The 19,489-nt window shown below is 73.5% G+C and carries 9 protein-coding genes; 4 read left to right on the plus strand and 5 right to left on the minus strand.

Translation table 11 applies throughout. The annotated features are described in order from the left end of the window. Window positions 1-9 precede the first annotated feature (9 nt). Genes IF54_RS0130805 through IF54_RS0130820 form a run of 4 tightly spaced genes read left to right on the plus strand, consistent with a single transcriptional unit; the run spans window position 10 to window position 7,346 of the window. Window positions 10-2,100, plus strand: coding sequence for an Hsp70 family protein (locus tag IF54_RS0130805; RefSeq protein ID WP_030324710.1), 2,091 nt, complete (start codon window positions 10-12; stop codon window positions 2,098-2,100). After that, window positions 2,101-3,282: a TRAFAC clade GTPase domain-containing protein gene (locus IF54_RS0130810; protein ID WP_030324712.1), complete on the plus strand. Its 1,182-nt coding sequence runs from the start codon at window positions 2,101-2,103 to the stop codon at window positions 3,280-3,282. Between the two features lies 1 nt (window position 3,283). Then, the gene (locus tag IF54_RS0130815) at window positions 3,284-5,731 is read left to right on the plus strand and encodes a GTPase-associated protein 1-related protein (RefSeq protein ID WP_051735597.1); all 2,448 of its coding nucleotides are present in this window, start codon (window positions 3,284-3,286) and stop codon (window positions 5,729-5,731) included. A 4-nt stretch (window positions 5,732-5,735) separates the two neighbouring features. Then, entirely contained in the window at window positions 5,736-7,346 is a 1,611-nt protein-coding gene (locus IF54_RS0130820) for a TRAFAC clade GTPase domain-containing protein (RefSeq protein ID WP_063754983.1), read from the plus strand. Window positions 7,347-7,367: 21 nt separating this feature from the next. On the opposite strand, the gene IF54_RS40595 is transcribed toward IF54_RS0130820, so the two are convergent. The 5 genes from IF54_RS40595 to IF54_RS0130845 all read right to left on the minus strand — a co-directional run bounded on the left by IF54_RS40595 (window position 7,368) and on the right by IF54_RS0130845 (window position 18,817). Continuing rightward, window positions 7,368-10,238, minus strand: a complete 2,871-nt coding sequence (locus tag IF54_RS40595) for a CHAT domain-containing protein (protein WP_051735598.1) — start codon at window positions 10,236-10,238, stop codon at window positions 7,368-7,370. A gap of 88 nt (window positions 10,239-10,326) precedes the next feature. Beyond that, complete coding sequence (locus IF54_RS40600; protein ID WP_030324716.1) at window positions 10,327-11,640, minus strand: hypothetical protein; 1,314 nt, start codon at window positions 11,638-11,640, stop codon at window positions 10,327-10,329. Between the two features lie 571 nt (window positions 11,641-12,211). Beyond that, entirely contained in the window at window positions 12,212-12,943 is a 732-nt protein-coding gene (locus IF54_RS0130835; protein ID WP_037820829.1) for a Crp/Fnr family transcriptional regulator, read from the minus strand. Window positions 12,944-13,239: 296 nt separating this feature from the next. Further along, window positions 13,240-15,102, minus strand: a complete 1,863-nt coding sequence (locus tag IF54_RS42390; RefSeq protein WP_030324719.1) for a caspase family protein — start codon at window positions 15,100-15,102, stop codon at window positions 13,240-13,242. 1 nt (window position 15,103) lies between these two features. Further along, window positions 15,104-18,817, minus strand: coding sequence for a CHAT domain-containing protein (locus IF54_RS0130845; protein WP_159002238.1), 3,714 nt, complete (start codon window positions 18,815-18,817; stop codon window positions 15,104-15,106). Window positions 18,818-19,489: the final 672 nt, after the last annotated feature.

The raw sequence follows: 19,489 nt of genomic DNA on the forward strand, positions 1-19,489 counted from the left end.
ACCCTGAGCGTGTACGGGATCGACCTGGGCGCCAGTTGTGCGCGCATCGCCTGGCTGGACGAGCGGCGGCAGCCCGTGACGGCGGACGGAGCGGTCCCGGCCGTGGCCGTGGCCGGGCAGACCGCGGCGGGTGACGAGGACGGCGACGTCGTCTCCGTGCGGTCGAGGCTGTTCGCCGCCGAGTCGGCGGTGACGGCCGTACCGTCGTCCGACGCGGTCCGCACGTCTCCCTCCGCACTGGTGGGAGGGGTGTTCACCGAGTTGCTGGAGCGGGCCGGGCGGGCCGGGGCGGAACAGGAACGCCGGGTGGTCCTGAACCTGCCGCCCGGCGGGTCCGACCCCCACGAGATGGCGCTGCGGCGCGCCGCCGAGGCCATCGGACTGCGGGTCGACAAGGTGGTCCCCGATCCGGTGGCCGTCGCCCTGCACTACGGCGCGCTGCGGGACGGCACCGACAGCACCGTTCTGGTCTGGGACCAGGGCGGCAGCGGGCTGCGTCTGACCGTGCTGGCCGTCAGCAGCGACCGCAGGGTGCGGCTGGTGGAGACCGCGGAGCACCCGCTGGGCGGCTCCGCGCGGGACGAGGCGGTGGCCCGGGAGCTGCTGCGGCAGGTGCCGTACGGCCGTGTGGCCCCGCCCCTCTTGAGGGGCGCCGAGCGGCTCCGATTACGGCTCGCGCAGGCCGCGGAGGCGACCGAGACGGTCCGGCTGGACGGAACGGATCACACGGTGGCGTTCGACCGGGAGCGCCTCGACGCCGTACTGGCCCCCGAACGGGCGCGTGCCCGGGACGCCTTGGTGCAGGTTCTTGAAGCGGCACAGGAGCGCACCGGCCAGTGGCCGTCGGGGCTGCTGCTGGCCGGCGGGGTGGCGGCGACCCCGGGGACGGCCGAGGCCCTGGCGGACGACCTCGGCCTCCCGGTGCGCTCGGCCACTCCCGAGCTGGCGGTCGTCCGCGGCCTCGCCATGATCCAGGACTTCGGCTTGCTGCGCATCGAGTCGGGGCGGTCACCGCGACCGTCGTCCGGCGCCGGCCCGGGAGTCCGGGAGCGCGGCCGGCCCGCCGAGCCGATGGCGCGCCCCGCCCCCCGTCCCGGACCCGTACCGGCCGACGACCCGGAGCCCGTACCAGCCGACGACCCGGAGCCCGTACCGGCCGACGACCCGGAGCCCGTACCGGCCGACGACCCCGAACCCCGCGGCAGTCAACCGCCCCCCGCCACCGCCCGGTTCCCTGACGCACTCGAGCCCGGCACACCCACGCGGGACGGCCCCGCCCACCACACGACACGACCCGCCGCCGGGCCGGCGTCCGGACCGTCCGCCGACCCGCACTCGGATCCGCGCGAGGGCCCGGCCGGCCCGTCCTCGCCTGCGGCGGACGTCTGGGCGTCCTCGCCGCCCGGGCCCGGTCCGCACGCCGGCGCGAGGGAAGAGCGGCGCACCCCGTCCCCGGGCGGCGACCTCGTGGGAGTGCCGGTGTCCGGACTCCAAGCGGTCCGGCGCGACGACCACCTGCTCCTGCTCTGGGAGTGGCCGCCGGACAGCCTCACGGCCCGGGTGCGCTGGCGGCTGGAGGATCCCGACACGGCCGGCGGCCGGGTCAGGGAGGGCGACGTCCGGTGTTCCCGGCGGGTCTACGAGCACGACGGCGGCCTCGACCTGGTGGTGGGCCGGGGCGGGGTGACCCTCACGGTGGAGGCGATGGTCCCGGGCGAGGCGGACGCCTGGGAGCCCCCGTCGTCCCTCACGGTGTCCTCCGGGCTCCCGGTGGTCCGGTACGAACCCGTGGTACGACGGCGCCTGCACCGCAAGGTCGCCAGGGTGTCGTTCACCAGTGAGACCTCCTGCCTGCTGCCCGCCCTCCATGTGGTGCTGGGCCGGGGCCGCTACCGGCCCGCACACCCGGCCGACGGGACGGTGGTGCACGAGATTCCGCCCCAGCGCGTGGAGGCGCACACCCCTCTCGTCATCGAGTTCCCGTATCCCTCCAGCCGGTCGGACCGCGGTGACGCGTGGCTGGTCTGCTTCCCTGCGGAACCCGCCCACGAGGACATCGACCTGCGCCCGGCGGCGCTGCACCGACTGAAGGTGACGTGAATGGCAAGGATGTTCGCCTGCCCCTACTGCTACGAGACCTTCGCCGCACGGGACATCCGGTTCCGCTGCAACACCCGGCTCAGCCGCAGCGGCCTGCGCTGCAAGGCGGAGCGCGACCAGGTGCGGGTCGACCGGCTCGGCGACCGCGGGGAGAGCGGTCCCGTGTTCACCGCCGACGGCCGCAAACCGGTCGCCGACTGCCCGCAGTGCGGCGGAGAGACGACCTACCGCGTCTGCCCCGTGTGCCACAGCCTGCTCCCGGTGCAGTTCGGCATGGTGGACAACCGCCTCATAGCCATGGTCGGCGCCCGCAACTCCGGCAAGACGGTCCTGATGACGGTGCTGCTCCACGAGCTGATGAACCGCGTCGGCGAGAACTTCCGGGTCTCGTTGATGGGTTCGGACGAGTCGACGATGACCCGCTTCGGCAGCGACTACGAGGACAAGCTCTACGAACGCCGGCAGATGGTTCTCGGCACCCAGTCCGCCGCCGCCAAGGACAACCGGGTGGATCCGTTGGTCTTCCGGTTCGGACGGATCCAGGACGGACTGCTCGGCAGCCGTGCCCAGACCACCGTGCTGTCCTTCTTCGACACGGCGGGCGAGGACTTCAACTCGCGCGAGAGCGTGGAGCTCAACACCCGCTACCTGTCCAACGCGGACGGGATCATCGTCGTCCTCGACCCCTTGCAGATGCGGGGCGCAAAGGAGCTGGCGCAACCGGACACCGTGATGCCGGAGGCGGACAGCAACACCCCCCAGCAGGTGCTGAGCCGGATCACGAGCATGCTGCTGGCCCGGTCCTCGGGCCGCCGCGCCGCCAGGGTCAGGACCCCGATCGCAGTGGTGTTCTCCAAGATGGACGCCCTCTGGCACCGGCTGCCCGAGGGGAGCCCGCTGCGGATCCAGCCGCCGCAGCACGGCAGGTTCGACGTGGCGGACAGCCTCAGCGCCCACGAGGAGGTCCGTGACCTGCTCAAACAGTGGGACGGCGTGTCACTGGACCAGACGCTGGAGACCAACTACGCGCGCTACCGCTACTTCGGTGTCTCCGCACTCGGCCGCACCCCCACCCGGGACCTCAAGGTGGCCGCGACCGGCATCCAGCCGTACCGGGTCACCGACCCCCTGCTGTGGCTGCTGAGCGAGTTCGGTTCCGTCCCGAAGCAGGGCAGGGGGTGAGATGGGCCTCCAGCAGATGTACTACACGTCGTGCGAGCGGGGCCTGACCGGCTACGCGGGCTACCAGTTCAACGCGGTGAGCGACGGGGTGTCCGCGGAGACGCTGCGCGAGGTGGAGGCACTGGTCGCGTACGAGCCGCCGCAGTCCCTCGTCTACTCGGACGACCCCGCCGATCTGGAACGCTGCCCGGTGAACCTGTGCTTCGTGCCGGGCCGCCCGGGCGAGAGCGCCGTGACCGCCTGCGTCCGGTACGTCGGCCGGGACCCCTCACAGCGTTTCGGCAACTACTTCGCCCATGCCCTGGGCCACCCCGACGTCACCGGGGAAGCGGACGCGCTCCTGCCCATCGAGCTGTGGGACTCCCCCGAGTGGGCGAGCCGCCCGGTGGCGGACATCCGGCTCCCGGAGCTGCCGGCACCGCCGCGGCCCGGGCCGCTGTCCCCGGCGGGCGTGGACCGCTTCCTGCGCGGACATCCGTACGCGGACCGGCTGCCGCGGCTGGTGTCGGCCGTCCTCTCGGCGCTCACCGAGGACCGCACCGTCCTGGTGATCGACTCGTCCTCCGAGGCGGTGGCCCACTGGTTCGCCGCCGTCTGCTACCTGCTGCCGCCGCCACTCGCGCGGACCCTGTCCTTCGCCACGTACCTGAGCCGTCCCGAACGCAGCAGGCTGCGGCTGGTGGGTACGGTGCCCGAGATCCGCGTGGGACTCGGCCCGGACACCCAGGACGCCTTCCACGTCTTCGACCTCGTCTCCGGCCGGACGCCCGACATACCGGAACACCCTCTGGCCGGACTGCTCGCCCGGGTCGGCGTACCGACCGCCCAGACCTTCTGGTCATGGACGAACGACTACGTGAGCGGCCGGGAACACGATCCGCAGGACTGGTACGCCCCGGCGGTGGCGGCTGCGGTGTCCGGCGGGACCGCCCTCGACGACGCGGAGGTGGCCTCGCTGGTCGGCTGGCTCGACACTTGCGACCACCTGCCGCCCGACGTCCTCGCCGCCGTCGTCCGGGACCTCTACCGACAACGCAAGCTCTCCGCCGACCAGTTGACGGCGCTCAGCCGGATCGCCCGCGCCACACACGACACGGAACTCGTCGAGCAGATCCAGGGCGAACAGCTGGAGACCGAGATGCGGCGGCACCTGGCGGACGATCCCACGGCCGCGGAGCCGGTTCCCATCCGGGACCCGGTGCTGCGCAGGCAGGCGACCGCACGTTTCGTGGACCTGCTGCGCGACTGCGACGACCGGCAGGGCGTACGTCTGCTGCTGTGGGCGTCCGCGGCCCGGCTGGAGCCGGAGCACGACACCCTGGTCCACAAGAGCGCCGAGATCACCCGGGCTCTGCTGGACCGAACCGTGACCGCGCGCGTGGACGAGCGCTTCCGCGCCGGGTTGACCCAGGTGGCCGCGCGTTGGCCCGGGTTCCGGGAGGGCATGGTGCTGGCCCTGAGCGATCAACTGGCCGAGCAGCCGCACCATTTCCCCGAGCTGTTGCGGGGGCTGCCCGGTGAGCTGCTCCGCGAGGGCGACCTGGCAGACCATCCCGCCCTGCGGGAACACCACCTGATCGCCCGCGCCGGACTCGAACCGGAACGGACGGCACACAGCTTGGTGCGCGTCCTGATGCTGCGTGAACCTCCTTTGCTGGACAGCGAGTTGCTGCGGAAGCTGTGGCCGTCGGGACGCTGGACGCACGAGGAGGCACTCGAGGTCGTTTCGATGCTTCCCTCATCCGTCCAGGTGGACGAGAGTGCGGCCAAATGGCTGGAGACGGTGTTCGCACGGGACATCCACGACCACGACGAGCTGGTGCTCTGCCTTGAGCTGTGCACCCTCATGACCTCGCCCGATCGCCTCTCGTGGCTGCCCCGGGAGACTCGCGAGTGCGTCAGGAGCGCCGTGCGGGTGGCCGAGCTGCTCGCGCGCCCCCGTGCCTCCGGGCTGTTGCACGTCGCCCAGAGCCAGTGGCCGCCGCTGTGGCAGCCGGTGATCGCCCTGCGCCGCACGCGGCTCCCGCGGGCCCTCCTGGAGTGTCCGGGAACACCTCGGGAGATCTCCCTCGTCCTGCTCGAGATGGGGGACAGGACCACTTCCGACTATCTGCACCTGGTGTGCCGGGCGGCTGCGGCCCCGACCCCCGTGTCACGGCGGAACATCCTGGCGGCGGTGGCGGCCCAGCGGTCGGTGAGCACCTCTCAGAAGGAGCTTGTGGAGCAGGCGCTGGAGATCGTCGAACGCGAGTGGAAGCCCGCCGACCTGGATCTCCTGGCCAACGAGGTCAGGCCGCTCGACAGAAGCCTCGCCGAGCGTTTGGCCCGGCGGGCCGAGCAGAAACGCGCCCGCTGGTACAAACCGAAGCGCGCGCGCAAGCGGGAACCCGGGGCCGGTACGCCGGACGCCGACAAGCCCGAGAGCCCGCCCCCCGGCGTCGGGGGGTGAAGCGATGGCCGAACTCATCATGTACACGCTGCTGGGCATCCTGTATGCGGCCGCGCTCGTCCTCTACCTGGCAGTGGTCCCTCTCATCGCGGTCGGCCGCGCTCTCGGGCTGACAGGGCAACTGCTGTGGCACCACGTCCGCATCCTGGTGGGAGTGGTACACCGGCGCACACCCGAGTACCAGGTCCGGAGCCTGCCGCCGTACCGCCCGGAGGAAGAACCGGAACCCGCCCACCGGCAGTACTTCCACGGCCCCGCAACCCGTGATCTGCGCACCGCGTGCCTGCTGACTCTGGGCCGCTTCCGCTGGACCGTCTCGCAGGCCTTCAGCAGGACGACCGTGCAGTACTTCACCCAGCCCCGCACCCACCGGATGGCCGCCGTGCCCTTCGGACTGACCCTGTACCTCGGCCTGGTGCTCGGCGCCGGGACGTCCGCGCTGCTCCTCGCCCTCCTGGTGCTTCTGCACACGTTCCTGGTGTATCTGGCGCAGGGCGTGGTCCGGATGACGGCCGACACGCTGCGCGCCGTGGACCGTGCGGTGCTGCGGGCCAAGGGACTGCACCACGGCATGGTCTGCCCGCAGTGCTACGAGTTGGTGGAGTACCCGCAATACGAGTGCCCGGGCGACGGATGCCGGCGCCGGCACCAGGACATCCGGCCCGGCCGCTACGGCGTCCTCAGACGCCGCTGTGCCTGCGGCCGCAAGCTGCCGACGCTGATCATGACCGGCAGTCACCGACTACAGGGCATCTGCCCGTACTGTGAGGGCCTGCTGAGCGACAGCACCGGTCTGGTCGCGGAGACCGTGCTGCCGATCGTGGGCGGAACCGCCGCCGGCAAGACGCAGTTGATGGCCGCGATGCTGATGACTCTGTTCGACGCGGCCGCCCGCGGTGGTCCCCCGGCCGGGTTCGCCGACCGGAACACCGCGGACAACTACGAGGTGCTGCGGGAGGTGTTGAGCATCCGGGGCAACACGCTCGGAACCCAGCGGGCCCTGCCACGCGCGCACTCGCTGCTGCTGGGCAGACGGCGGGCCCGCCGGCTCGTGCACATCTTCGACACCGCCGGAGAGCGCTACACCAAGGTGGAGGACACGGACGCCCTGCGGTACGCGCGGACCGCGCGCACCTTCGTCTTCGTCCTCGATCCGCTGTCGGTGACCGCCTTCTGGCAGGGCCTGTCCAGCGGCCGACAGGCCCTCGTGGACCGCGCCCTCGCCTCCCCGGTCGATCCCCAGCTCGTCTTCAACCAGAGCACGCAGACGACCAAGCGGATGAACGGCGCCCTCTCCCGGTCCCGGCTCGCGGTGGCCGTCAGCAAGTACGACGTGCTGCGACGGCACTCGCTGCTGGGCGACCACCAGGCCGAGGACAGTGCGTCCGTCCGCGCCTGGCTCGTCGACGTGCTGGGCCTGGGCAATCTGGTCCGCGCCATGGAGATGGAGTACCGCGAGGTGCGCTTCTTCTTCACGGCGGCGGTCATCGCCGAGGACGAGCGGGTGGACGCCGGCATCGCCTCGCTGGTCGACTGGTGTCTCGGTGCCGACCGCTACGGCTCCTCGGCGTCCCCGGCCGCGTTTCCACGCGGTGAAGCGGCCGGGGCCCGGTGACGGGGCCGGGGGCGGCGGTGTTCACCGTCCGGTGTGTACGAAGGCCGCCCAGGACACGACGTCCGACTGTTCGTGGCCGCGCAGTTGGGCGCGCAGGCGTTTCGGCATGGCCTCCGGGGGCTTGTGGTGGCCGACCATGCACAGCTGTGCCGTGCGCAGGGCGTCGGCGGGTGCCAGGCCCTCCTCCCTGAGGAAGTGGTGGAACATGAACATGAGCACGGAGGTCGCCTCGTCCGGCACGCTCCATGTGGCGCTGACCACCGAGCGGACCCGGCCGGCCAGCAGGGTGGTGCTCAGGCTGAACGCCTCGTCGTAGCCGCGTCCGGACCGGCCGGTGCTGCACGCGGCCAGGACCGCGAGCGCGATGCCGCGGTCGGGGCCGGTGCCCAGGGTCCGCACCAGCCGTTCGGCCGCGAGGTGTTCCCCGCCGTGGAGCAGCAGATAGGAGCTGTCCCCCGCCGCACGGGTCTGCTCGACGATGCCGTGGCAGGCCAGGTGCATCACGGTGCCGCCGTCGGGGTCGGCGAGCCAGCGCAGCACCTCGTCGCGGGTGCCCGCTCCTTCCTGGCTCAGCTCTCCGTCGGGCAGCCTGCCGACGTATCGCGCGTCCGGATAGAAGCAGTCCTTGATCGCCAGCGCTTCCAGGCGCGCGGCGGGCAGATCCCGCGCCTGTCCGGCGGTGTCGGGATCGCCGACCACCAGCCCCCTGGTGGTGAGGGATACCGGGTCGTGCCAGGCCGACTCGCACAGCAGGCGGGCGGACGGCGCGTAGGAGAAGACGACGCGCTCCATGGCGTAGCGCCACGTCCCGTCCCCCGACCTGGTGCGGGCCGCGTGCCACGGCACGCGGGCCAGTTCCCGTACGGGCACCAGCGCCAGTCGCGCGGGGCGGTCCGCGGGCAGGTCGAGGTGGCGCTCGACGAGCGGTCCGATCGCCGCCTCCCACGCCCACTCGCAGATCTCGTCGAGCACTTGCGGTGCCCTGTCCCGCGCGCCGAGCAGGGCACTGTCGCGGGTGCGGGCGTCCGCGCCCTCCATGCCCTGCGCCGCGTCGAAGAGGAACGACTCGAACGCCGCGATGCCGGTGTCGTTCAGCTTCGGCAACAGGCACCAGCTCGGGGGCGCGTCGGCCGGGATGACCACGGCGGCCCCGTTGAGCTCGTCGCCCGGTACCAGGTAGACCAGCGCGTCCATGCCGAGCGCGCGCAGGGCCGCCCTCGTCTCGTGGGTCTGCGGCGGGTCGAGCAGCCGGGTCGTGCCCTGGCCCGGACTGGCGGCCGGGGAACCGTCGGCCGCCAGCTCGACACCCGCCAGCGCGCCGATGACCCGGCGCCGCAGCTCGCCCGGCACGTCGTCCGGCAGGTGGCTCCGCTGTGCCTGGGCCCACTCCCGGGCCAGGTCCGCGTCGCCCCCGGCGGTGAGCCGTGCCTCCAGGTCCCGGGTCTCGGTCGTGGCGTAGAGGATCAGACCGCGGCCCGCGTCCAGAGCGGCGGCAGCGCCTTCCGGATCGTGGTCCATCAGGCACAGCCGCGCCGTGTCCAGGGCGTCGCCGGCCGCGTCACGGGCGGTGGCCTGCATCTCGTCGGGCGTCGACTGAAGCAGCACGCTCCAGGCGTGCCCGCGCAGTCCGCTCAGCGCGGTCGAGCGGCCCAGATCATTGCGGCCGGCGAGGCGGTAGGCGTGGGCCAGCGGCATCGCGGTCGTGGTCCACAGCGCATGAGTGCTGGACCCGGCCTGCCGCCAGGCCTGTTCCAGCAGTTCCGTGGCGGCCCTGAGGTGGTTCCGGTCACCGGTCATCTCGACCTTGCGCAGGTGCGCGACCCCGGCGAACATCAAGTAGTACGTGCGTCGCGGGTCGTGTTCGGAGGCGACCGACAGGGTGTCGGTGAGGTGGCGCACCGCGCTGTCCACCGACTGCGGGGTGTCCGTGGCCAGTTCGGCGAGGGCGAGCTGAGACAGCCTGAGGGCGCGTTCGTTGTCCGGGATTCCGGCCTGGTCGGCCATCTGGCGGAAGACGCGCAACTGGTCCTCGCCGGCCGGGTTCACGAACTGCCCACGGTGTGCGGGCCCGCCCCTCATGCCGTCGGGCTGGAGCATCCGCAGGAACGGGGCGATCTGGTTCCACGCCTCGTCCACCGCCATCCGCAGCGGATCGCCGACGGGCAGCCGGAGCGAGTCCGCGCGCACTTCCTCCAGCCTCTCCATGGCTCCCGCGTGGTCCCCGCGCATGGCCCTGGCGCTCGCCTCCTGGAGCAGTGCCATCATCGCCCCGCGGTCGAACATCGGGGACCGCGGGTCCAGGCCGTCCGCGAACGCGCGGGCATCCTCGGCCAGTTGCCGGGCCGCCGACGGGTCCATGTCGTCCTGGACGACCAGATGCTGGAGACCCCGCCGTGCCGCGTCGACCATGGTGGCCTGGGGCTGGGTGTCGCCGACGATCCGCGTGTACCGCTCCAGTTCCCGCAGCGCGGCACGCGGACTGAATCCGGGCCGGTTCTGCTGCCAGGCCAGGAGCAGGTCCATGGCCCGCAGCGCGGCGGACGTGGCGGGCCAGTCCGCGAGGGGGGACGGGTCCGTGTCGGCGATGTCCACGAGCCCCATCGCGCGGGGCATGCGCGCGGATCCCACGAGCTCACCCGACCTGACGAGGGCGGTCGCCAGCACCGCGGCCAGTTTGGCCCGGCCGGGCAGGTCCGCCGGCAGGTCGTCGATGTCGTCGAGGGCCGCGTCGATGTCCACGGGGTTCTTGGTGATCGTCTCGTAGCGGGTGGCCCGCATCCAGCAGCGCGCGAAGACCCAGGACACGCTGTCGTGCGGGCCTGCCATCTCGATGGCCTGCGTAGTGCGTGCGATGACCATGGCCAGCGCGTCCGCCGACGTCGTGTCACTCATGTCGGCTCCTTTGCCGATTGGGCCGATGGGACAGGTGGGGCGGATGGGGCCGGTACTGCCGACGGGGACGAGAACACACTTGGACGCATCACCCTTCGGCCGCGGAGCGCATCGCGCGCACCCACGCGACGCCGCTGAAGTTCTTGGCCGCGATCTCGATCTCCACCCTCTCGAAACCGGCGGCCGACAGCCCCTGGTAGCCGGTGCCGACGAGATCCTGGTAGAGCGGGTCCGAGAAGGCGGCCACGAGGTCGGCGTCGGGGGACGCGGCCAGAACGCGGCGTACGGGTGGGGAGTCGAGTACGCGGAAGAGGGCGACCACGGCGGAGCCCGCGTATCCGCTGTCCGCCTCGTGCACGATGCCCTGGTGCAGGCTGGCCCGCATCCGGACGCCGGCCTGGCCGCCCTCCGAGCCCGTCCCGGCCGCAGCCCGGCCGGCCGCGGGCGCCCGTTCGTTGGCCGCCGCCAGGCCTGCCGTCAGCCCTGCCAGGAGCGCGGGTACGACCCTGGTCTCGTCGATGTCCGGTTCCAGGACCAGAAGATAGCCGTCGCCCTGGGCCTGCCGCCCGCAGCGCTCCCAGACGGCGCCGGCCCGCTCGCAGGCCGTGCGCAGGGTGCGCAGCAGCACGCGCTGCAACCGGACCATGTCGGCGTTGTCGCGGGCGCTGTACTTCTCGATGTCGACGGCCAGGCACAGTCGGCGCAACCCCGGCGGAAGCCGCTCCTCGTCCGTCTCCCCGGCACCGGCGCCCGGCGTCTCGTCCTCGTACGCGGCCAGCGCCCAGGCCCCGGGGGCCGCCTGCTGGTGCGTGAGCGAGGTGAGTGCCGTCCATGTGTCCACCGCCCGGATGCGGAACGGAGTGTCGTACGGCGTCTCCGCGGTCCTGCGGCGCAGCGTGCCGCCCAGTACGGGCTGCACGGTCGTCGTGCTCAGGCTGACCCGGCCGGACAGGTCCGCCGAGGACGCGGGCAAGCGCACCAGCGCCTGGACCCACCGCCCGTCGGGGCGGAGCGCGCCGCCGCGGCCGCGGGCCCGGAAGGTCCAGCGGAGCCGTGGTCTGCCGAGCCCGAACACGGAGATCTCCGTTCCGTCGGCGGTGACGGTGCCCGGGGCGGGGTCGAGCCTCAGCGCGTGCGTGTCGTCGGCCAGGTCGACGGTGAGGGTGACTTGTTCGTAGCGGCGTCCGTCGGGCAACTCCTCCAGGTCGAAGGGGAAGCAGACCAGGAGTTCGCGGTGCGCGTCCGCTCTCGCTCCCGGGCGGGCGGGGTCCGGCAGGGCGTAGGCGAGCGGTCGCCCGAGAAAGACACCGCCCACGCGGTCGCGGACGGGCTCCCCTCCTCCCTTGGGGACCACCGCGTCAACGGCGAGCAGATCGGACGCGGCGAGGATGTCGTCCTGCACGGGGTCGACGCGGCGCCGACCCGTTCCACCGTCGCCGCGCCCACCGTCCGCACCCGGAGATGCCGTCCCGCTGTCCCACATCCGCCCGCTCCCCCTCATGCCCACGTCCCCCATCCACCAGCCCCCCGATCTCACGCCTCACGTCCACCGAACCCGCGGGCCCCTACGGCACGCACCGACCCGGCGCCCACACCGCACGTCCGTCTGACCTCTGGATCACATCCACTGGCCCGCGCCGCCGGCCCCCCTCACCCCACCCGGCACACAGCACATCCGCCCGCCCCCCCCGGTGCCCCACAACACACGCGCCCCCACGCCTCACATCCACAGGCCCGCACACCCCGCACCTCTCCCTCGCCTCCGCCCGCGCAGGCGGCAGCAGTTGTCGGACGATAAGGAGAGGAGCGGAGGCTGGCCCCGGACCCACCCCCGTCGAGCCCGGTGCATTCGCCCCACGCACGTCCAGATCCCTCGCCCCTCGTTCCGCCCCCGCCCCGGCGACCACCCCCTCCGCCCCACGCCCGAACTGCACATCCCCCGACACCCAAGCACCCCCCTTCCCCTCGCCCCCTCAGTCGCCGTCGGGCACCGTCAGCAGCGCGGCCCGGCGCAGGCCCGGGAGAGACAGGACGGTGGTCCGGCCGTAGCCGACCCGTATGACTCCCTGGCCGGCCAGTTCGCCGAGCGCGTGGTGCACCCGGCGCTCTCTCGCGCCGACGAGCCCGGCGAGCTCCGCCTGGGTCAGCCGCGGCCCTATCAGCACGCCCCCCTGCTGCGGTTCGCCGTAGTCCTCCACCAGGTCGAGCAGGACGCGGGCGACCCGGGTCGCCACCGGACAGCCCCCGAAGTCGCCCCGGCGCCGCACCGACCACCTGTTCTTGCGCACCAGCATGCGGCTGACGGCCAGCGCCGCGGCCGGGCAGCCGTCCAGGCACTCCAGGAAGTCACGCTGTCCGATGCGCCGGGCGGTCACGGCCCCGGCGGCGGTGACACTGGCCGACCTGGGCCGGTTGTCGAAGGCGGCGAACTCCCCGACCAGATCCCCGCCGAGCCGGATGGCCAGCAGCGCGGTGTTCCCATTCTCCGCGGTCGCGGTGACCTTGGTGACCCCGTCGAGGAGCAGCAGCACGAAGGTCTCCCGCATGCCCTCGATCAGGAGGTGTTCGCCCGCGTCGTACGAGCGCGGTGTCCCCAGCGAGAGCAGGGCCTTGACGACCTCCGGGCAGTGCGCCAGCTCGGCCAGGAACGTGCCGTGCGACCACCGGTCGACAGCTCCGGGGCTCTCCGTCCGCCTCTGCGACATCGCGGCACCTCTCCAGAAAACCCGGCTTTCTCCGGCATTGGCGACGTACCGCATCGTATCCGCCGGACAGCGAACAGCCCCTCCTTTCCACCAGGTTGGGGCGGACAGGAGACAATCCCGCGCGCCGAGGGCCGAGTTGTGGGATTCTCCGACCGCATTCCGCAGTACTGCGGGGAGACGGCCGCCGCATGTGCCGCACTCTGGCATCTCGGGGGACGACGCGGGGGCCCGGACCGTCACTGACGGCCGGGTCCCCGCAGCCGCCGTCCCCGGCGCGCCTAGGCGGGCCGAGGGGGTCACGCGCCGCCCCCGCGGGGGCGGGGCAGCGCGTCGGCGTACACGGTCCACACCCGGTAGTGGAACTCCTCGTCCCCGTCCAGCCGTTGGTCCCGCACGGCGTCCCAGACCTCCTGGAGCAGTGCGCCCAGGGCGGGTGCGGCCGTGGACGCGGACCGGTCGCGGGCCTCGCGCGAGGCGAGCGCGCCGAGGTCCATCCGGCGGTCGCCCGCGATCAGGTGGATCGTCTCCGGGCGGGGACCCGTCTCCGGTACGTCGGCGGGCCAGTACACCCGCACGGGGGCGGTCGCGCGGTGGCTGCCGGGCTCCACCCGGTAGCCGCTGGGCTGGTCGTTCGTCACCAGGGAGGTGCGGCCGCTCAGTCCGACCCCCAGCACCCAGAAGTACAGGGGCGTCCAGGAGCGGTTGTGCACCGTGACGCGGTAGAGGTCGCCGTCGTGCAGGCGCTCGCCCATGGGCCCGAGCGTCCGCCAGCCGCCGTCCCCCGTGGTCCGCCGGGCCTCGAACAGGACGTCCGCCGCGGCGTCGAGGCGGCTCGCGTCCTGCGGGTCGCGCAGCCACCGCACCCGCTCGCCCCTGGCCAGTTCGTCCACGAGCGCCAGCAGCCGGGAGGGGTCGCCGTACGCCGGGTCGGTCGGCCTGCGCACGGGCAGGCCCGCGCGGTCCAGCACCTCGGGTCGGCCGTCGCGGACGCGTACGACGGCGAAGGCCGTGTGCGCCTCGCGGGTCTCCGCGAGCCGTGGAGAGTGGGTGAGTTCCTCGCGCACGGCGTCGGCGAAGGGCCCGACGGCGTCGATCAGGACCTGCCGGCGGTCGTGCACCCGCACGGCCAGCGCGTACGAGCCCGGCGGCACCAGTGCGCCGGACAGCTCGTCCGCCTGCGGAGACGGCGCCGGCTTCGCCCGCAGCACCGCGTCGCCCCCGCGCATCTCCTCCACGGTCGCCGGCACCGACGTCCCGCCGTCCTCGCGAGGCGCGGTGTCGTCGGGGAACACCAGGCTGAGCTCGTCCTCGGGGCCGAGCCCGAACAGGGCACCGCCGGGCACCCGGAACCGGCCCTCCCGCCGTTCCAGGGGAAGCCGCTCCGGCTCGGAGGGTTCCTCCAGCGAGAACGGCAGCCGCCCCGAGGGCCCGCCCGCGTCGGGCCACTGGAGCACCTGCTGCTGCTTGATCCGGTCACGGGCCCGGGCCACCACCCCGGCCCAGGGAATCGGACGGTCCGCTGTGGCGTCGAGCAGGTCGGCGAGCGCCGCGGTGAACACTCCCTGCCGACCGGCTCCGTACCGCAGTTCGGCCTCGTACGCCGAACCGTGCTGCTCGCAGGCCGTCAGCCGTACGACGTCCGGCACCAGCGGGTCGTCCGGGCCGGCCAGAAGCGCCGCGCGGGCGAGTGCCGCGTCCGGGGGGACGCGCGGCAGCTGTACGGACTTCAGCGCCCACCGGCCGGAGTCGTACGCGGCCTCCCGTACCGCGCCTCCCGAGTGACAGCAGTCGAGGACACAGGTGACGTTGCGCGTGACCGCCGTAAGGGCGCGTACGGCGGCGGTGAGTTCCTCCGCCAGGTAGCCGCGGAAGTCGGTGGAGGTGCTCTCGCCCATGTCGACGGGCACCAGGTATTGCAGTCCGTCCGTCAGTCCGCCGTGCCCCGAGTAGTAGACGACGACCCCGTCGTCCGGCCGGACGACGCGGCGCAGCCGGGCCATGCCCTCGGTGATGCCCGCGTACCGGGCCTTGTCCCCGGTACGGACGTCCAGGTCGGTGAACCCGCGGTCCACGAGGACCCGGTGCATCAGTTCGACGTCGGCGTGCACGCCGGTCAGACCGTAGGTCTGGGCGCCGATCAGCAGGGCTCTCAAGGTCATCTCACACCCCCACATGGATGAAGGGCGCCCAGTGGTACGGGTGCCGTTCGGTCGCGGCAGGGCGCCGCACCGGTTCGCTGTCCCGCGACGGTCCGGGCGGCTCGCCGCGGGACCAGGAGCGGGACCAGGAGCGAGCCCGGGCCCGTGGTCCCGGATCGACCCCGGCCCGGCTCGCGAGGAGGCGGAACTCCTCGCCCCGTTCCGCAGCGGACAGGGCGCGCACCTCGCGTTGGGCCAGGGCCAGCGCGTGGCCCACGTGCGCGGCCGGGTGCACGAGCAGGTGCCGGTACATCCTGGTGATCACCAGGCAGCCGACGCTGTCGTGCACCGGCCAGAGCGAGACCACCGTGTGCCGGGCACCGATGACCTGGGCAGCTCGGGTCAGCCCCAGGACGTCACCGCCCGCCGTGGCCCTGCCCCGCCCGGTGTCGCAGGCGGACAGCACGAGCAGCTGCGGGTCCCGCGCCATGGACAGGAGGTCGGCGAGGCCGAGGGAGTCGTCGCCGGCCAGCGGCAACCGGCTGCGGTTCGGGGCGAGTTCGTCGATCAGGCCGTGGGTGGCGAGGTGCAGCACGTCATGGGCGGGCGCCGCCTCCACCACTGCGGCGCGGGTCGCCCGGGCGCCCGTCAACAACCGGCTGCCGGGCAGCAGCCGGGCGATCTCGGCGGTCTCGACGGCGGTGCCGGGGAGTTCCGGCAGTCCGTGGCGGGGGTCGCTCGCGGGGGCACCGACGAGGAGGGCCCCGAGTCGGCTCCACGGCCGGTCCGGTCGCTGGGCGCGGCGCCGCGTGAGCTGGGCCGCGGCGGGCAGGTACGACACCTCGTGGGTGGCCCCGAGGACGTCTCCGCTCCAGGGCAGCGCGTGGAACGGCAGCAGGGCGAGCGCCGGGGGCGGCACCACGATCACCCGCCGGCACTGCCGCAGGAGGGGCGCGAAGGGCCGCAGCAGCCAGTCGGCGAGTCGGCGTCCGTCGGCTCCCGCGGGTGCGCCGTCCCCGGTGGCGGCGCACCAGTCGCGGTACCGGCGGGCCGTCGCCACGACGTGGTGGGCGAGCCGGTACCGGCCGGGAGGGGCCGTCTCCCGCTCGACCAGCAGCCTGTCGCGGGTCATGGCCCAGCCGACCAGCACGTCGTCGAAGAGGTGCTGGGCGAGCAGCACGGTGTCCGGGGGCAGTGCCTCGGCCACGGCCGCCGCGTCGGGCACCACGTCGTCGCCGACGGGGGTGAGCGCGGCCGGGACCCGTATCCGTACGGCCGTCTCGGCGGCGGCCAGCGCCTGGTCGACCGCCGCGATGCGTGCCCGCCGCTCGGCCGCCCGCGGCAACGCACCCCCGGACAGCCGCTCGCCCGCCCCCTCCGGCCGGCCGCCGGGCGCACCGGAGGCCGCCGTGCGGCGGACGGCACCCAGGTGATCCTCGTATTCCGCGGCCCAGCGGGCCTCGGCCGCGAGCCAGTTGCTGACTGCCGCGCGGTCCTCCCGGTCCGTGCCCGCGGCGTCGAGGGCGCGGACAGCGCCGAGGAACCCCGCGCGGACGCGTTCGGCCCGGGTGAAGGCGGCGGCCGCCGCATCCCGCCCACCGGGCAGCAGCAGGGAGAGGACGGCCGCATGGTGGAGCCCGGCCGGCACCGGGTCGTCGGCGAAGGATGCGCGCAGGGTGTCCCTGGCCAGCCTGCCCCGTTGTTCCTCGTACCCCGCGAGCCCGCGCAGCGCCTGGTCGGCGGCGTCCGCGTGGGCGCCCTCAGCCAGGGCCAGGTCGGCGTGCAGGGCGGCGCGTTCCCAGGGGTGCTCCTGGTCGGGACCTGCGTCGCCGATGAGCGGAAGGTGCCTGCGTGCCCGTTCGGGACGGCCCAGCCGGACCCACAGGGTGGCCGCCTGGAGGGCGGTGAGCCGGGGCTCGAGCGCGGCGGCCTCGGAGCGGGCCGTCTCCCAGCGGCCGAGATCGGCGAGAGCGGCGCACCGGACGAGACCGCGCAGGGGCTCCTGCGGGATCTGCCCGGCCTGCGCCAACGCTTCGCCGGCGAGCCGGTCCGCCTCCTCCTCAAGTCCCGCCGCACGCGACCGCCGGGACCGGAACAGGGCCTCCTGGGCCGGGCAGGCCGCCAGATCGGAGCGGAGGGAGGCGAAGACGTCGGCCAACGGCCCGTCGGCGAGGGTGCCGAGGCCCGCCACCCGCAGTTCGCCGAGGCCGAGGGCATGTGCGATGCGTGTGCGCGCGGCGGCCATCACGTCGGGGTCCCGCAGGGCCGAGGCCTGGTGGTGGAATACCTGGGCCTCGCGGATGACACCGAGGCAGTGCGCGAGGTCGGGCGGCTCGCCCCGACCGGTGCGGTGCCTGATGTGGTCGAGATGCTCCTGCTGCTCCAGGTCGCAGGTGACGAGCGCGGCCAGCCGGTGCCGTGCCGCGGCGTAGGTGGCCGTCGGCAGCGGGGCGTCGGAGTGCCCGGTGCCCGAGTGCGCGGTCCCGGAGTGCGCGGTGACGGAGTTCGCGGTGCCGGCGTCCCGGTCCGGGGTCAGCAGTCGGGCCAGGGTCGTGGCACGGCCGCCGCGTACGACGTACCCCTGCGCGTTCCAGGATTCCGCACGGGCCTGGACGAGCTGGGACAGTCCTCGCGCCCACGACGTGCTGCCAACCGTGGTGGACCATGCCGCCACGGCCCTGGCGACCTCGGCCTCCCGCGGGGACCTGGAGTCGGTGGCGATCAGGTCGAGCAGCTGATGGACCCGCAGCAGGGCCGCGCAGGCTTCGTCGCCGGCCTCGACCGCGGCGGTGAGCGACGCGGCCACGGTCGCGCGGCACGCCGTGGTCTCGCCGCGCAGCCGGTGGACGTGCGCGAGACGCAGCAGCGCCGCGGCCTGTCCGCGCAGTGACTTCGCCTCGCGGTAGGCGGCTTCCGCGCTCGTGTAGCGCTTGGCGGCCACGGCGAGCCCCGACGGGGTGGGTTTGTCTGGTGGGACGACGCACTGTTCCGCGGTGCCCGGAGGGCCCAACTCCCAGTCGCCTTGCAGCAGTTCGGCCAGACCGGCCAGGGCGGGATGCCGGTCGGCGGGCCGCAGTCCGGCGTTCAGCAGCGGGGTGGCGGCCTGCCGGGCGCCCGCCCTGACGCGCAGATCCGCCGCGAGCAGGAGATGGCAGGCCGCGCTCTCCTCGTGAGCGGCCTCGGCGATAGGTTCGTACAGGCCGTCGAACCACCTCAGCGGTTCTTCGACGCCCTCCGAGAAGTCCCACTCGGCGCCCTCGGGCCGCTCTCCGTACCGGGCCGCCTCTTCGAGTGCGGCCTCGCCCGTCGTCGCCTGCCCGAGTGTCGTCCGCGCGGCGAACAGGACGGGTAGGCACTGTCCGGCCAGGTGCGCGCACAGCCGCAGCCGCTCGTCGGCGACTGGCCCGGCCACCGTGGTCGTGGCCTCGGTCCGCAGCTGACCGAGGCATCCGCCGGGCCGCCAGTTCGTGTCCATGGCGTGCGCGGCGGCTCGCAGCGCGCGGGTGAGGGCGTGCGGTGCGGGCGACGGCCCCTCCATGACGGCCAGGGCCCGCTTCGGCTCCCCGGCGGTCAGTGCTGCTGCCGCCGCGAGCCAGGTGTCGAGGCGGCCCCGCTCCTCACCGCCGGACGGATCCGGCCCGGCCCACGCCGCGGCGGGATCGACACCCCGCTCTTCGGTGAGCAGCAGCGAGACCAACCGGTCGACACGTGATCCGTCCCCCATGAGCTCGGCCATGTCCGACCCCGCCCCCATCCCCCGTTCCCGCCTCCCCGTCCACCGACGGTAACGGCGGACAACGGGAATGCACCATGCCCTTTTCCTCCCCGACCGGAAACCGGGAATTAACGGCCCGCGATCCGGTCGATTACGAAACCGTACGGAAAAAACACCGTTCCGATTCCGCACCATGACCGTTTCCCCCTGAGAAGACGACCTGGGCGGGGAAGGCGGCCGAATGTCCCACGCCACGGGCGGTGCCGCGAGGGTGCGGTGCGGGGCCCGCCAGGACCCCACCACGAGTGCGAGTTGCTACGGCGGGTCGCGGAATGCGTCCACCCCGGGTCGCCCGACGACGGCATGCTACGACGCGCACGCGGTATTTACGGCCGCGGCGGCTCTGGAGTCCTGTCGCCAGCCCGGTTCGACCCGCGCGTGCGAAAACGAATTCGGTCAGAGCAAGGAAGAGCAGCTTGGCTGTCTGGCTGACCGGCGGGGTCCCGGAGGGCGTCCAGGCCCAGTTCGGGGTCGGCTGACTGCCGGGCGGCGGCCACGGCACGGATGGCTTCGGCGAGCTTCGCCGGTCCGACGACCCCGCCGAGCCGTCTCGGCAGGGTCGGTACGCGGAGGAGCAAGGAGCTGGCACCGCACATAAGCGAGCAAGGCGTACGCAATTACCAAGGACGGCAT

This window comes from Streptomyces sp. NRRL B-3229 (assembly GCF_000719505.1).
In the GTDB taxonomy this organism is placed as follows: Bacteria; Actinomycetota; Actinomycetes; order Streptomycetales; family Streptomycetaceae; genus Streptomyces; species Streptomyces griseorubiginosus.